The sequence below is a fragment of the Marinobacter sp. V032 genome (genome assembly GCF_052645435.1).
The window spans coordinates 195,569-210,313 of sequence record NZ_JBQXYE010000002.1 but is presented as its reverse complement, the minus strand read 5'-3'; the positions used below and the strand labels follow the sequence as shown (position 1 = coordinate 210,313).

At 55.2% G+C, this 14,745-nt stretch carries 14 protein-coding genes; 3 read left to right on the top strand and 11 right to left on the bottom strand.

The window, feature by feature from the left end:
* Positions 1–278: 278 nt before the first annotated feature.
* Positions 279–2,417 carry an adenosylcobalamin-dependent ribonucleoside-diphosphate reductase gene (locus tag ACUN9X_RS12540; RefSeq protein ID WP_445473320.1) on the top strand — a complete coding sequence of 713 codons (2,139 nt, stop codon included), beginning with the start codon at positions 279–281 and terminating at the stop codon, positions 2,415–2,417.
* A gap of 39 nt (positions 2,418–2,456) precedes the next feature.
* Complete coding sequence (locus ACUN9X_RS12535; protein WP_260037751.1) at positions 2,457–3,143, top strand: TSCPD domain-containing protein; 687 nt, start codon at positions 2,457–2,459, stop codon at positions 3,141–3,143.
* 75 nt (positions 3,144–3,218) lie between these two features.
* Here ACUN9X_RS12535 and murB read toward each other — a convergent pair whose 3' ends face one another.
* From murB to ACUN9X_RS12490, 9 genes are all read right to left on the bottom strand, one after another.
* Positions 3,219–4,277, bottom strand: a complete 1,059-nt coding sequence (gene murB, locus ACUN9X_RS12530; protein WP_445473319.1) for a UDP-N-acetylmuramate dehydrogenase — start codon at positions 4,275–4,277, stop codon at positions 3,219–3,221.
* The gene (locus ACUN9X_RS12525; protein WP_445473318.1) at positions 4,274–4,756 is read right to left on the bottom strand and encodes a low molecular weight protein-tyrosine-phosphatase; all 483 of its coding nucleotides are present in this window, start codon (positions 4,754–4,756) and stop codon (positions 4,274–4,276) included. The genes murB and ACUN9X_RS12525 overlap by 4 nt, the downstream gene beginning before the upstream one ends.
* A complete protein-coding gene (kdsB, locus tag ACUN9X_RS12520) occupies positions 4,756–5,553 on the bottom strand; it encodes a 3-deoxy-manno-octulosonate cytidylyltransferase (RefSeq protein ID WP_445473317.1) in 798 nt (265 codons plus the stop codon). The genes ACUN9X_RS12525 and kdsB overlap by 1 nt, the downstream gene beginning before the upstream one ends.
* Positions 5,554–5,602: 49 nt before the next feature.
* Entirely contained in the window at positions 5,603–5,791 is a 189-nt protein-coding gene (locus ACUN9X_RS12515; RefSeq protein WP_260037758.1) for a Trm112 family protein, read from the bottom strand.
* Positions 5,784–6,824 (bottom strand): tetraacyldisaccharide 4'-kinase, encoded by a 1,041-nt coding sequence (gene lpxK / locus ACUN9X_RS12510; RefSeq protein ID WP_445473316.1) that lies wholly within the window; start codon positions 6,822–6,824, stop codon positions 5,784–5,786. Before lpxK ends, ACUN9X_RS12515 begins: the two co-directional genes overlap by 8 nt.
* On the bottom strand, positions 6,821–8,569 hold the full coding sequence (msbA, locus tag ACUN9X_RS12505; RefSeq protein ID WP_445473315.1) for a lipid A export permease/ATP-binding protein MsbA: 1,749 nt from the start codon (positions 8,567–8,569) through the stop codon (positions 6,821–6,823). The genes lpxK and msbA overlap by 4 nt, the downstream gene beginning before the upstream one ends.
* 60 nt (positions 8,570–8,629) lie before the next feature.
* The gene (locus ACUN9X_RS12500; protein WP_445473314.1) at positions 8,630–9,052 is read right to left on the bottom strand and encodes an ExbD/TolR family protein; all 423 of its coding nucleotides are present in this window, start codon (positions 9,050–9,052) and stop codon (positions 8,630–8,632) included.
* Between the two features lie 5 nt (positions 9,053–9,057).
* Positions 9,058–9,684: a MotA/TolQ/ExbB proton channel family protein gene (locus ACUN9X_RS12495; protein ID WP_260037765.1), complete on the bottom strand. Its 627-nt coding sequence runs from the start codon at positions 9,682–9,684 to the stop codon at positions 9,058–9,060.
* Between the two features lie 71 nt (positions 9,685–9,755).
* Complete coding sequence (locus ACUN9X_RS12490) at positions 9,756–12,128, bottom strand: DNA internalization-related competence protein ComEC/Rec2 (RefSeq protein ID WP_445473313.1); 2,373 nt, start codon at positions 12,126–12,128, stop codon at positions 9,756–9,758.
* 102 nt (positions 12,129–12,230) lie between these two features.
* Here ACUN9X_RS12490 and ACUN9X_RS12485 point away from each other — a divergent pair, with 102 nt between their 5' ends.
* Positions 12,231–12,758 carry a DUF2062 domain-containing protein gene (locus ACUN9X_RS12485; protein WP_445473312.1) on the top strand — a complete coding sequence of 176 codons (528 nt, stop codon included), beginning with the start codon at positions 12,231–12,233 and terminating at the stop codon, positions 12,756–12,758.
* Here the strand turns inward: ACUN9X_RS12485 and ACUN9X_RS12480 are convergent.
* Together ACUN9X_RS12480 and ACUN9X_RS12475 are read right to left on the bottom strand one after the other, a co-directional pair.
* The gene (locus tag ACUN9X_RS12480; RefSeq protein WP_445473311.1) at positions 12,755–13,474 is read right to left on the bottom strand and encodes an ABC transporter ATP-binding protein; all 720 of its coding nucleotides are present in this window, start codon (positions 13,472–13,474) and stop codon (positions 12,755–12,757) included. The two genes, ACUN9X_RS12485 and ACUN9X_RS12480, sit on opposite strands and share 4 nt — an antisense overlap.
* The gene (locus tag ACUN9X_RS12475) at positions 13,467–14,708 is read right to left on the bottom strand and encodes a lipoprotein-releasing ABC transporter permease subunit (RefSeq protein WP_445473310.1); all 1,242 of its coding nucleotides are present in this window, start codon (positions 14,706–14,708) and stop codon (positions 13,467–13,469) included. The genes ACUN9X_RS12480 and ACUN9X_RS12475 overlap by 8 nt, the downstream gene beginning before the upstream one ends.
* Between the last annotated feature and the right edge of the window lie 37 nt (positions 14,709–14,745).

The following is a 14,745-nucleotide window of genomic DNA, read 5'->3' as shown; positions in this document are numbered from 1 at the left end:
TACTCACTCGAAATTGACCGGCTATATTGGGTTTTGGTGAATTTTCAAGCGATCACGAATTGGACTGAACAATCCTTGATCGCTTGACACCCCAAACACACGCCCGACGCGACTTGCAGAAATACCGGTCGACCACCAACATCAAGCAAACACCAGATGTAGTGTTTCACGACAAACCGAAGCACACTGGTTTTCAGTTAGCAGGTCCAGTCTTTCTGGATCAGGGACAGGTACGCAGAGACCTGAATCGAGCAACAACAGGATTATATGAGGGCGGCATGAGCGCAAAAGTACAGGAACTGATCTCTACCATTCCGATGCAGGATACCTCGCTGGATATCTGGAACAGTAAGTACCAGCTGAAAACCAAAAGCGGCGATCCGGTTGACGCCACTATCGAGGACACCTACGAGCGGGTTGCCCGGTCCCTGTCCAATGTTGAAGCCAAAGCCAAGCGCGACAAATACTTCAAGGAATTTGTCTGGGCCCTGCAGAACGGCGCTATCCCTGCCGGTCGTATTATTTCCAATGCCGGCGCCGAAGCGCACAAGCCCGCGACCTCAACGATTAACTGCACCGTGTCTGGCAGCATCAATGACTCCATGAATGACATTCTGGAGAAAAACCATGAAGCCGGTCTGACGCTGAAAGCCGGCTGCGGTATCGGCTATGAATTCTCCACTTTGCGTCCCAAAGGCGCCTATGTTGCAGGTGCCGGCGCGACGACCTCCGGCCCCTTGTCCTTTATGGACATCTTCGACCGCATGTGCTTCACCGTGTCTTCAGCCGGTGGTCGTCGCGGTGCCCAGATGGCGACATTCGACGTTCACCACCCTGACGTTATCGATTTTATTCAGGCAAAACGTGAAGATGGCCGCCTGCGCCAGTTCAATCTGTCTCTGCTGATTACCGAAGATTTTATTGAAGCCGTCAGAAACGACGCCGACTGGCACCTGTCGTTCCCGATTACCGAGCAGGAAGCCGAAGCCGAGTCACTGGACCTGTCTGACGCCAGCCAGTACGTCTACCGTGACTTCCCTATTCTGGATGGTTATGTCGCCAATGATGAAGGCAAAGTCGCCTGCCGCATCTACAAAACGGTAAAAGCCCAGTTCATCTGGGACAGCATCATGACCTCTACCTACGACTACGCTGAGCCAGGCTTCATCCTGATCGACAAAGTTAATCAGATGAACAACAACTGGTTCTGCGAAGACATTCGCGCCACCAACCCGTGCGGCGAACAACCGCTTCCACCCTACGGTAGCTGCCTGTTGGGCTCGGTTAACCTGACCAAGTTTGTTGATTATCCGTTCTCCGACAAAGCGAGCTTTAACTACGAAAAATATCGCAAAGTGGTAGGCACCTTCACCCGGATGCTGGATAACGTTGTCGAAATCAACGGCTTGCCGCTTGCCGAGCAACGTCACGAAATCGAATACAAGCGCCGTCACGGCATGGGTATTCTTGGCCTTGGCTCGACACTGGCCATGCTGCGCATGCCGTATGGTTCAGAGGACTCCATTGCCTTCACTGACAACGTCGTTCGCGAAATGGCAGTTGAAGGCTGGCGCCAGTCGTTGTCGCTGGCCAAAGAAAAAGGCGCCGCACCGATCATGCTCGACGAATTCGAAGTGACCGGTAAAATGCTGGCCAAGTGCCCTCAACTGCGCGCTGATGGCATCAAGGAAGGCGACAAGGTTCCCGGTCGTGTTCTTCATGCCAAGTACAGCGGCTACATGCAGAAAATCGCCGAGGTCGAGCCCGGTTTGGTAGAAGAGCTGGCCGCACATGGCGGCCGGTTCACGCACCACACTTCAATTGCACCGACCGGCACTATCAGCCTGTCGCTGGCGAATAATGCCAGCAACGGCATTGAGCCCAGCTTCTCCCACCATTACGCCCGCAACGTGATTCGTGAAGGTCGTAAAACCAAAGAGAAAGTCGATGTTTTCTCTTATGAGCTGCTGGCTTATCGCCATCTGGTCAATGCCAAGGCAATGCCTTTCTCGGAAGAAACCGAGCTGAAGCTGCCGGCTTATTTCACAACATCTGACGACGTCTCCCCGACTCAGCATGTCGATATTCAGGCCGCCGCGCAGAAATGGATCGATTCGTCGATTTCCAAGACTGCAAACGTGCCAACGGAATTCCCTTATCAGGATTTCAAAAACATCTACATGTACGCATTTGAAAAGGGACTGAAAGGCTGTACAACATTCCGCTTTAACCCGGAAGCCTTCCAGGGTGTTCTGGTCAAGCAGAAGGATCTCGAAAGCACAGCGTATGAATTTACTCTGGATGACGGCTCCAAAGTCAGCCTGAAGGGTCATGAAGAAGTGGAGTACGACGGCGAATTACATACCGCCGCCAACCTCTTCGACGCCCTCAAAGAAGGCACCTACGGCAAATATTGATCCGTTACTTCGGCACAGGACAAGATAGGACACAGCATCATGACGGTAAAAATCGATAAAAAAATTGTCGGCTACCGCGTTATCAAAGATGACGCTTCCGACGCACAGGCTGCCCCGGCTGAGACCCAGGCCCAGCCGGTCCAGATGAACGAGTACATTGCGCGCCCTGATTTCTTGCTAGGTACCACCTACAAAATCAAGCCGCCCATTGCTGAGCACGCGATGTATATCACCATCAATGACATCCTGCTCAATGAAGACACGGACCACGAGAGCCGTCAGCCCTACGAGGTTTTCATCAACTCCAAGTCGATGGAACACTTCCAGTGGGTCATCGCCCTCACCCGCGTTATCTCTGCCGTGTTCCGCAAAGGGGGTGATGTTACCTTCCTGGTAGAAGAGCTGCGGTCGGTATACGACCCCAACGGTGGATACTTCAAAAAGGGCGGTGTCTTCATGCCCTCGCTGGTGGCCGAAATTGGCGCCGTGATCGAGAAACACATGAAGGCCATCGGCCTGATCGAAAGTGATGAACTGGGCGACGTTGCCAAGCGCGTACTGGCCGAAAAGCGCGCGGAGTTTGAATCGCGCCAGTCGACCAACGACGATACCACTGGCGACTACCCGTCCAACGCGACACTATGCGGCAAGTGCAACACCAAGGCCGTGATCGTGATGGATGGCTGCGCGACCTGCCTGTCTTGCGGTGACAGCAAGTGCGGCTAAGAAGGCCTGTATGAAAAAAGCCACCTCGGACACTTCGTCCCAGGTGGCTTTTTTATATCCGTTGTTTTCTGGGGCTCACAGCCTATAACGATTACGCATTGATAACGGAAATATCCGCGGTTCAACCTCCAGCGTCACACCGAAACGGGCTTTGACGTCATCGCGGATTCGGCCAGCGAGCGACAACAGTTCGATCCCTTGTCCATTACCGTGGTGCACCAGCACCAGTGCCTGCTTGCTGTGAACACCCACATGGCCTTCACGGAACCCCTTCCAGCCGCACTGGTCTATCAGCCAACCCGCCGCCAACTTGGCTGTATCATCTGCAACATAGGCAACCAGATCCGGAAAGCGGTCCAGCAGATCATCATACTGGCGGCGAGATACCACCGGGTTTTTAAAGAAGCTGCCAGCGTTTGGCAACATATCAGGATTGGGCAACTTGCGATTGCGGACTTTGATGACCGCATCTGCCACATCATCGACCGTTAACGTGGAAGGGTCTGTTCTATCAGCAAAGTATTCCTGAAGATCCCGGTAGGCAAGGTTAAATGGCGCGGTTCTGGATAGCTTCAGTTTGATCCCGAGCACCACGTACCGTTCCGGCTGTTGTTTGAAAATACTGTCCCGGTAACCGAACCGGCAATCATCGCGGGACAAGACCACGACTTCTCCTGTGTCACAATCCCAGGCTCTCACGCTCTGGAGCGCATCACACAACTCAACGCCATAGGCGCCGATATTCTGGATGGGCGCCGCACCGACCGTTCCCGGAATCAACGCCAGATTCTCAATACCCCGATAGCCGGACCGAACCGCATACATCACAGTGTCATGCCAGTTTTCACCGGCCCCCAGCTCAAGGATAGCGGTATCTTTATCGACCTGACTCCAACACCTACCCCGCAAGGCAACCTGCAAAACCAGACCCGGAAAATCACCACCAAAGACCACGTTGCTGCCGCCACCCAAAACCAGCATGGGTAGCGATCGCTCCCGCCCCCAGGCGAGTGCCTGTCCCAGAGTCTCGACACTGTCGATAACCTGAAGCCAGGCGGCTTCAGCTGAAAATCGCAGGGTGTTTAGCGATTGAAGGGACGCGTTCTTGCGTGGCGAAAGGGGGATAGCGCTCACTTGAGGCGCTCCTTTATCACCTCGATAAGACCGTCGGATGCCGCTTCCACCAGGTCCAGCACATGCGCGAAGCCATCCTGACCACCATAGTAGGGATCAGGCACTTCCTGCTCAGCAGCGTCACCTGCAAACTCCAGAAATAGCCGGGGTTGGGTTCGGGAATGCACGGAAGCAAAAGCAGCAATATCACGCTGATTTTGCCGGTCCATCGTCAATACGTAATCGAATTCGTCAAGGTCTTCCGGTACGAACTGGCGCGCCCTCAACGCTGAGAGATCGTAACCCCGCGCTTTCGCGGCGGCCGAAGCACGGGCATCGGCCGGCTCTCCAACGTGCCAGTTACCGGTACCACAAGAATCAACTGAAACACTGTCTGCCAGACCAGCAGCCTTCAACCGCCCTTCCAATACGCCCTGCGCTGTTGGCGAGCGGCAGATATTCCCGAGACAAACAAACAGCACCCGAATAGGCTGTGGCATCAGGCGTGCCTCCCCTTAGTCGCGGGGGCTTCAAAAAGAGCCCTGAGACGATCCAGGTCTTCCTGCGTATCAACACCGCCCGGCGGCACTTCTGCCGCGATATCGACATGAATCCGTGCGCCGTTTTCCATTGCCCGCAGCTGCTCCAGCGATTCGCTGCTTTCCAGTGGTGATGGTGACCAGGTGACAAAGTCATGGAGTAAGCCGACACGGTAGCCATAGATCCCGATATGCCGGAAATAGTCGACGCCTGCGGGCTTTTTCCGTTCCACACCGCTTGCAGATGCGCTGCCCCAGGCGTCCCTTGGCCAAGGGATCGGCGCGCGGCTGAAATAAAGCGCAAACCCCTGCAGGTCCCGCACGACTTTCACAACGTTGGGGTTCAGTACCTGCTCCAGGCTTTCGATGGGCTCGCAGAGCGTCGCAATGGCCGCATCCGGATTGGCCTGCAGGTTCGCCGCAACCTGATTGATAAGCGCCGGAGGGATGAGAGGTTCGTCCCCCTGAACATTGACGATACAGGCATCCGATGGAAAAGAAAGATTGCGAACGACTTCTTCAAGCCGGTCAGTGCCGGACGAATGATCGACTGCCGTCATGACCACCTCGGCACCAAACCCACGGCAAACGTCCAATATACGGTCGTCATCTGTCGCAATAATGACGCGCTCGGCTTCGCTTGCACTGGCCTGCAGATAAACATGCTCGATCATCGGCCGCCCCCCTATATCAAGCAAGGGCTTGCCGGGAAGACGAGTAGATGCAAACCGGGCCGGGATAACGACACTAAAAGACATAGGTTGCTCGAAAACAGAATATGGATTGAGTTTAGCGGTTCGGGGCGATTTATCCCTTATCCAAACGCTCGTCTGTTGTCAGCGTGCGCGCTTCGGTTGCGAGCATTACCGGAATGCCCTCACGGATTGGAAATGCCATGCCATCCGGACGGCAAATCAGTTCGGTGCGATCCGCCTTCAATTGAAGCTCGCCCTTACAGACAGGGCATGCGAGCATCGCCATCAATTTTTTATCCATCAGTTCGCTTCTCTTTGAGATGACCCGGCGTCGTTTCGAGCGAGGTCAGTTTATGATCCAGCGCCTTCCAGAAAGCATCCGGTAAGCGCGCTTCAACTTCAAGTGACCAGCACTTATCGTCCGCAAACTCCCGACATTTCACTGCATCCTTGGCCGTCATGACAAGCAGCTGACCTTCGGGCCGGCTTAAATCTGCCGCAGTAAACGTGTGGTGATCGGGGCGTGGTTGCGGCTCCAGGTTGGCCCCGAGCGCTTCAAGAGCGGTAAAAAACCTGGCAGGATGCCCTATTCCGGCGATTGCAGTGACGCGCTGACCGTCCAGCCAGCCAGGAGACCTGTGCTCCCCTGTCACCAGATTAACCAAGCATACCGACTCAAACGTCATCAGTGACACGGAAGCGGCGCCAAACTGATCCAGCCCATCAATAAGTTTGCCGTTGCATACGATGGCGTCGACGCTGCCTAATCGGTCAGGCGATTCCCTGAGCGGCCCGACGGGAATCGGCGCACCATTGCCAAAGCCGCGAGCGCCATCGATAACGGCAATCTCGATATCACGACCAAGGCCGTAGTGTTGGAGCCCGTCATCACAGATGAGCACATCACCGGCGTTGTCCTTATAGGCGCTAGCGGCTGCGTTTGCCCGGACAGGGTCGACATACACCGGCACACCGGCCTGCTCCGATAGCATTTTGGGCTCGTCGCCACAAAGAGCAGCTGGGGTATTGGCATCAACCCGAACCGGGTAAACATCACTTTTGCCGCCATAACCGCGACTGATAATGACCGGGCGCCAGCCGGCAGCTTTAAGATGGGATACAACGGCAAGGACCAGAGGAGATTTGCCGGTGCCACCGGCGGTAATATTGCCAATCACGACAACCGGAAGCGGCGGCCTTTGCGCCGGAGCAGTACCTGACAGGAAAGCCTGCCGGCGAGAACGTGTCACACGCCGGTACACCCACGCCAATGGCCACAAAGGCCACAAAGGCCTGCGTCGACCGTACCAGAGCCGGTCAACCATGCCCGTCATGGGTTTTCGCTGAAATCTGTTTGGTGCAGTTGCGCATAGACGCCCGCCATATCAAGCAACTCCTGATGAGTGCCCGATTCAACGATGCGTCCGCCATCCATAACCAGAATCCGGTCAGCCTTTTCTATGGTTGAAAGGCGGTGCGCAATGACCAGCGTTGTCCGCCCCTGCATAACCACATCAAGCGCAGACTGAATATGGCGCTCGGACTCCGTATCCAGAGCCGATGTCGCCTCATCGAGTATCAGAATCGGCGCATCCTTCAACAATGCCCTGGCGATCGCCAGCCGCTGACGTTGACCGCCCGAAAGCATCACACCGTTGTCACCGATCAGCGTGTCCATGCCTTCCGGCATGCGATCAATGAACTCGAGCGCATGGGCTTTGGCAGCCGCTTCACGTATTTCTTCCAGACTGTGCTGACGCAAGGCCCCGTAAGCAATATTGGCCGCAATGGAATCATTGAACAACACAACATTCTGGGTCACCAGTGCGATCTGATTCCTCAGAGCTGATAACGTGTAATCGGTAATAGGCACGCCATCAATCAGGATATCGCCACCGGTATGGTCATAGAATCGGGGCAACAGGCTCACCATGGTTGATTTGCCGCTACCTGATCGCCCTACCAGTGCCACGCTCTGCCCCTGGGGAACCTCAACATCAATTCCCTGCAGCACATTATCCAGTTGGTCGCGATAGCGGAACGACACATCCTTGAAGCTGATATCGCCCTTGACCCTGGCAGGAGAAAACTCACCACCATCCTGCTCGGGTGGTTCGTCGATCGTTTCAAACACATCGTGCGCTGCAGCAACACCTTTCTGTATTTTGGAATGAACTGACGTCACTTGACGTATGGGCTTCGCCATGGTGGTCGCCGCCGTTATAAACGCGACGAGTTGACCGGTGGTCATGCTACCCCGGATTTCAGGTGCCAGCATCAGCCACACCAACCCGGCAATTGCCAAGGCAACCAGTACCTGAATAATCGGCACACTGATCGCTTGAGTCGACGCCATTTTCAGGCTTTGCAACAGATTCTGCTCACTCACGCCGCGAAAGCGTTCGCGTTCGTACTCTTCGCCGCCGAAGATCCGGACTACCCGATAACCGCTGATCGATTCAGACGCCACATGGGTAATATCACCCATTGAGCCCTGGATACGGCGACTCAGCTTGCGAAAACGCTTGCTCGCATAACGGACCACAAAGCCGATAATCGGTCCGACGGCCACAAAAATCAGGGTCAGTTTCCAGTTGGTCCACAGCATGAAGCACAGCAGCCCGACGATGGTCAGACCTTCACGCAAGGTGATTGTCACCGCATTGGTGGTGGCATCCGCAACCTGCTCAACGTTAAAGGTCAGCTTGGACACAAGGTGCCCTGACGAGTGGTCATCATAGAAACGGGACGGAAGTTTCAAAAGCCGCTCAAACACCTCGGTGCGCAACGCATTCACGACCTGTCTGCCGACGTAGCTGATGTAGTATTGCCCAAGGAAGGTACCCAACCCGCGGAAAGCAAACACGCCGACGATCAGTGCTGTCAGGAAAATTCTGTTCTGTTCGGTGGGGTTTTCAATCGCCTTGATGACGTATTCCATTGCCGCCGCCATGCCTGTCGACGCGGCGGCGTAGATAATGTTGCCAACGACCGCCAGAGAGAAAGCGACCCAGAAAGGTTTTACATATTTCAGCAGGCGCTTATAGGTCTGCCAGTTGGTCGCGGAGTCCGCTGTCATATTTGGGTCCCGATTCCTGATCGATCAAAGACGCAACCCCCGGCATCACCGAGGGCGCTATCATTTGTCTTCTGCAGCGCGTTGAGTGGTAATACTGAGTTTCACAAATCCCAGATGACCCGCGACATCCATAGCCCTGACCACGTATTCATGCGGTGTCTGACCATCCGCCGTGATAATAAAGGGCAACTTGGAATCTCCGGCAGAGATCTCTTCAACCGCTTTCTGCAACGTCTGCTTCTGGTTATTGACCAGTACCCTGTCGTTAACGGCGTACTGACCGTCAGCTGTGATCACAACATCAACCTGACTGGCCTGGGATTCAGCAGCGTCACCGCTGGCTTCAGGCAAATCAACCTTGAGGTGGCTTTCTCGGGTAAATGTGGTCGAGACCATGAAAAATATCAAAAGCAGAAAGACAACATCGATCAGGGGTGTGAGATCAACACTGACTTCCTGACTTCTCTGGCGCTTGAACTTCACGGCGCTCAGGCTCCCTCTACGTCGATTTCACGATCGCCATGGACGACCTCTACCAGCTTGATGGCTTCCTGCTCCATGTTCACAACAAGTTCATCAACCCGACGGAGAAAATAGCGGTGGCAGATCAGCGCCGGTATCGCAACGCTAAGGCCCGCGGCTGTTGTCATGAGTGCTTCCGAAATACCGCCAGCCAGGTTACCGGCATCGCCAACACCTGCAAGCTGGATCTCCGCAAACACCTTGATCATACCGATTACCGTACCCAACAAACCCAAAAGCGGTGTGATGGTGGCGACCGTGCCCAGCGGATTGAGGAAACGCTCCAGTTCGTGAATAACCTGGCTCGCTTCCTGCTCGATGCTTTCCTTCATGATCTCGCGACCGTGCTTGGCGTTCATCAGACCGCCAGCGAGCACCCGGCCCATAGGTGACGAGGCCTGAAGAGCCTTCAGCTTGCGCGCATTCAGTTCTTTCTTTTTGATCCAGCGCCACAGTTCATTCAGCGTGGTCTGGGGTGCCACACGCGATACCCGCAATGACCAGAAACGCTCAAGAATAATGGCAAGCGCTAGAATGGAACACGCAATGATCGGCACCATGATGATGCCACCTGCCTGAAGAAGCTCAAACACTCTTTGTTCTCCCTGATATGGATACAGCCGCGCGCTACTTTAGCACAGCAAACGCCACTCGCTACACCCCGCTATAGCGCATTGCCCGACGGTGTGCGCCCTGGCTCAATCCAGAAAGGAGCGCCGTTGCGCAACGAATGTACAATCCAGCCTTCAGACGAATAGACAAAACGCAAAGCGCCCGACAACGCTGTGCTGTATACCTGTGCGCCTGATTTCGTGTAACGATCAACCACTGAGGCTGCGGGATGGCCATAGGGATGGCGAAAACCTGACGAAAAAACGACGTGCTCCGGATCAAGCTGGCGGATCCATTCAGCTCCCGAGGATGTTTTACTCCCGTGATGTGGCGCAAGGAGCAGACGGGACACATTTTCAGCAATGACGTTATCGCCAAGCCATAACCCTTCGTTTTTTATTGAAATATCGCCGGGGACAATAATCTCAGCACTCTCAAACCGGATTCGCACGACACACGAGGCATCATTCCCTTCAATCATGCTGCCGACTGGCTTGGGGGCCTGCTGCCAGAAGCCCACAGTCCCTTTCCCTACCTCTGCCGGTTGATGGTTCTGGCAGGGTTCGAAGTGCTTGGCTTTAGCGCCAGCGAGGCGCCGAACCCGCTCGCTATCACCACTCACCACCTGATCTACCGGCAAAGCACCCAACAGCTCATCCAGACCACTGGCATGGTCTGCATCACCGTGACTGATTACCAGCAGTGACAAGCGATTCACACCCAGCGATCTCAACGTTGGCAAAATGGCCGAGCCAACGGACGTCTCACCGGATGGTGAACCCGGCCCGGTGTCGTAAAGCATCACATCGTGACCATCCCGAAACATCACCGATAGCCCCTGCCCAACATCCCAAACCCACAACTCCGGACGCTCAACAAATCGGTTAACAGGCTTCATGACTGCACTGCAGCCCACAACCGTCAAAACGCTTATCGCTCCCGCAGTCGCAATCCTGCGACGTAGCAAATTCGGTACCGGGAACAGACACAGCAACATCACAAAGGCGAGAAAGATCGACAGGGAAAACAGCACCGTAGCAGCAGGCGGCGACATTGACGCAATGAATTCGAGGCCGCCCGTCATCGCCCCCAGCACCACGTCAATTACTGTCATGACCGGCTCCCTTAGCACTTCAGAGAAAGCACCTGCCGGAATACCCATCATCAAGACCGGCATGACCACCAGAGAAAGCCACGGAATGGCCAGAATATTGGCTAGCCAGCCCAATGGTGCTGCCGTTAACCCCAGTGCCGAAGAAACAGGCAACAACCCGAAACCGATAGCACACTGGGCAATCAGCAATGACCTTACCGCACCACTTCGACGCAATCGGCCTGAGAACACCATAATCAGACAGGCGACAGCGCCGAATGATAGCCAGAACCCACCATCCAGAGGTGCAAAAGGATCGATCAGCAAAACACCGGCCAATGCAATCAACCAGGCAGTCCAGTAGCCCGAAAGCCGACCTCGCAGATAGACCACGCTGGCAACTATCGCCATGACCAGCGCCCTCTGCGTCGGCACCGACAATCCGGCAAGCAAGGCATATAACAAGCAGAACAACATACTGGTGCCCACGACCCACCGCCGACGGGCCCGGGAACCCATAAAGCGGCTCGGCACACACCGGAGCAAAGCCCTGGCCAAAGCTGCGCCTAACACCCCTATCAATCCGATATGCAGTCCTGAAATGGCAATCAGATGAGAGGTGCCCGTCACCCTGAAACGTTCCCAGTCGGCGGACTCAAGATAGCGTCGCTCTCCGAGCACCAGTGCTTCGATCAGCGGATAGCGTCGCATGGTTCCATAATGGCGCTGCAGCCAGCCGGCGATACTGGCCCTGTATTCGCTATAGTGGCAGTGCACACCACACTCCGCCTGTTCTGGCGCCGAGGCCTTGATGCTCCCTGTTGCGTCATACCCATGCCGGAACAACCAGGTTTCGTAGCGAAACCCTTCAGGATTGACGGTGCCATGAGGGGGCTTGAGACGAACGGTCAACCGCATTTGATGAGGAAGCGATTCAGGGTGATCGCCATATAGCGAAAGACGTATTTTCTTAACGTCAGCAAGGCGTTTATCGGGCGAGACCCAGCGTGTTATGCAAAAATCAAAGCGCAGACTGTTGTAACTACCGGGTCCGGAAAGACTACACTGGAAGCCAATGACCTCGAAAGGGACATCAGTTGGGAGAGCTGCCGGAAACCGGGAATCCAGTCGGGACTGCGCATGCAGGCCGGCCCAGAGCAGTCCGGCGAGCACGCAGACTGCCAACAGAAGCGCCCGGCGGCCCGGCGAATAAGCAGCCGCGATCGCGGCGAGACCACTCAGAGCAACTAGGAGCCCCTGCCACGGTGGTATTTCGCCGATACAATAAAGTAAGATGACGCCGCCCGCGAATGCAGCAATCCCTGCGCGCACGCTGAATCTCCCGGGCATTCCATGCCCTGATGTCCATATTTATGGCACTTGTGGCAAATGCAGCACATGTGCTGAACAATTTTGACAGGCACCCCCTTCGCCATGCCGAAACGGTTCATCAAGCGTTACATGCCAAGGCCGGAAAAGATCAAGGCAATGAAATCGCTTCATTTCCTTGGTGACCTCTTGCACGAGCCGAACCTGTGGCATATCAATCGCCATGCGGTTTGCCGCGCCTTCCTGATCGGCATTTTCTTCTGCTTTATCCCAATGCCCTTTCAGATGGTTGCAGCCGGCTTTTTCGCTATCTGGTTCAACGCCAACCTGCCTATTTCCGTGGCGCTGGTGTGGATCAGCAATCCGGTAACAATGCCGCCCATCTTCTATTTCAACTACAAGGTCGGTGCGTATCTGCTCGGCCATCCGGTACTGGATTTCGAGTTTCACCTGTCCTGGCACTGGCTCAGCCAGCGCCTGGTGGAGATAGGCGTCCCTCTGTATTTCGGATCGGTGGTCGTAGCGGTCCTGGCGGCGTGTATCAGCTACCTGGTAATGCAGTATCTTTGGCGGCGCAAGGTGCGATCTGACTGGCGCAGGCGCCGCGGCCTGCGCACAGACGAAGAAGATTAATCCGCGCTGACCAACCGGCCCTGCTCGAGCCGGAGCACCCGACCGAGACGCTGCGCCATGCGCATATCGTGCGTCACGACTACAAACGCAATCCCCAACCTGTCCCGCAATGATTCGATAAGGTCCTGCACACCGTGGGCTGTCTGCTCATCAAGATTGCCGGTCGGCTCATCCATCAACACGCATTGGGGCTCGTTCACCAACGCCCTGGCAATCGCGACACGCTGGCGTTCGCCACCTGACAGCTCGCCCGGTTTATGCTCCAGTCGGCTCCCCAGATTGACAGCCGAAAGTATCTCCCGGGCCTTCTCTCGCGCCAATGCAATGGAGTGATCACCAAGCACGCACGGCATCATGACGTTTTCCAGCGCCGTAAACTCCGGTAGCAGGTGATGAAACTGATACACGAAGCCGAGTTGCCGGTTGCGAAACTTCGCGCGCGCCTTTTCTTTCATCCTGTGGATGTCGGCATGACAGATCTCAATCCGCCCTGATGATGGCTTGTCGAGGCCACCCAGCAGATTCAGCAGGGTGGTTTTACCGGCGCCGCTGCTTCCCACAATGGCTACTGTTTCACCGGCTTTAACCTTGAGTGATATGTCCGAAAAAATCGTGAGCTTCGCCGGCCCCTGACTGTAGGTCCGCGTAATTTTTTCGCAATCGATCACCAGCGATGTTTCGCTGCGATCCGGTGATACCTGTGCTGTATTATTCATAACGCAATGCCTCTGCCGGATCGACACGAGACGCACGCCATGCCGGATAAAGTGTTGCCAGAAGGCTCATAGCCATGCCAGCGCCGCTGATAATGAATACATCTTCCCATTGCAACTGGGACGGAAGGTAGCTGATGAAATACACGTCGGCACTCAGGAACTTGTGGCCCAGAACCCCTTCCAGCCAACTGATAATGGCGCTGATATATTCGGCACCGAGCACGCCCAGCGTGGTACCGATCAACACACCGAAAATCCCGATCACCGCACCCTGAATCATAAAGATACGCATAATGCGGCCCGGTGTTGCGCCCATGGTACGGAGAATCGCAATGTCACCGGTTTTATCCGTCACCACCATCACCAGTGTTGACACGATATTGAATGCAGCGACCGCCACAATGAACATCAGCAGCAGACCAATCATCGTCTTTTCCATGCGGATCGCCTGGAACAGATTGCCATGGGTTCGGGTCCAGTCGGATACATAGAACCGGCCACCCAGGCTACGCGCAACGCGCTCGGCAACAGCCGGCGCTTTGAACAGGTCATCAACCAGCAAGCGCACGCCCTGGGCTTTTCCATTGGTGCGCATCAGCTTTGCCGCATCATCCATATGGATCAGGGTGTAGCTGCCATCGAGCTCTGCACCCACGCTGAAGATGCCCTTCACAGTGAAGCGCTTGAGTCTTGGCAGAACGCCTGCCGGCGTTATTGACGCTTCAGGCAACACCAGCGTCACCTTGTCACCGAGCTTCACCCGCAAGTTGGCTGCCAGCATTCGGCCGATGATAATACCGAACTCACCCGACTGCAGATCATCCAGCTTACCTTCAACCATATTGTCTTCGATGATCGATACCGTTTTTTCCTGCTCCGGTAATATACCGTTGATCATCACACCATGGACGTTACCCGCACCTGTCACCATGCCCTGTCCCTGAATGAAGGGCGCCGCAGCGATAACAGACCTGTCTTCGGTCGCAATTTTGTCAATCCGCTCCCAATCATCAACAGTGCTCTGCCCCTGAATGACGGCATGAGGCACCATACCGAGAATCCGGTGCTTCAGTTCATGATCAAACCCGTTCATCACCGACAGGACGATAATCAACACGGCAACGCCGAGCATCAGACCGATCATGGAAGTGAGTGAGATGAAAGAAATAAAATGATTGCGTCGCTTGGCAGCGGTATAACGCAAACCGACGGACAAAGATAAAGGCTTGAACATGAATGAGGGCCTACCGCTTCCCTGAACTGATTGGGTG

What these genes read in the sequence shown, in the direction of transcription:
- kdsB (WP_445473317.1), bottom strand. Translation starts at nt 5,553, where the DNA reads ATGTCTTTTAGTGTCGTTATCCCGGCCCGGTTTGCATCTACTCGTCTT.
- ACUN9X_RS12525 (WP_445473318.1), bottom strand. Translation starts at nt 4,756, where the DNA reads ATGCCACAGCCTATTCGGGTGCTGTTTGTTTGTCTCGGGAATATCTGC.
- lpxK (WP_445473316.1), bottom strand. Translation starts at nt 6,824, where the DNA reads ATGACGGGCATGGTTGACCGGCTCTGGTACGGTCGACGCAGGCCTTTG.
- ACUN9X_RS12540 (WP_445473320.1), top strand. Translation starts at nt 279, where the DNA reads ATGAGCGCAAAAGTACAGGAACTGATCTCTACCATTCCGATGCAGGAT.
- msbA (WP_445473315.1), bottom strand. Translation starts at nt 8,569, where the DNA reads ATGACAGCGGACTCCGCGACCAACTGGCAGACCTATAAGCGCCTGCTG.
- ACUN9X_RS12480 (WP_445473311.1), bottom strand. Translation starts at nt 13,474, where the DNA reads ATGAATAATACAGCACAGGTATCACCGGATCGCAGCGAAACATCGCTG.
- ACUN9X_RS12535 (WP_260037751.1), top strand. Translation starts at nt 2,457, where the DNA reads ATGACGGTAAAAATCGATAAAAAAATTGTCGGCTACCGCGTTATCAAA.
- ACUN9X_RS12515 (WP_260037758.1), bottom strand. Translation starts at nt 5,791, where the DNA reads ATGGATAAAAAATTGATGGCGATGCTCGCATGCCCTGTCTGTAAGGGC.
- ACUN9X_RS12485 (WP_445473312.1), top strand. Translation starts at nt 12,231, where the DNA reads ATGCCGAAACGGTTCATCAAGCGTTACATGCCAAGGCCGGAAAAGATC.
- ACUN9X_RS12475 (WP_445473310.1), bottom strand. Translation starts at nt 14,708, where the DNA reads ATGTTCAAGCCTTTATCTTTGTCCGTCGGTTTGCGTTATACCGCTGCC.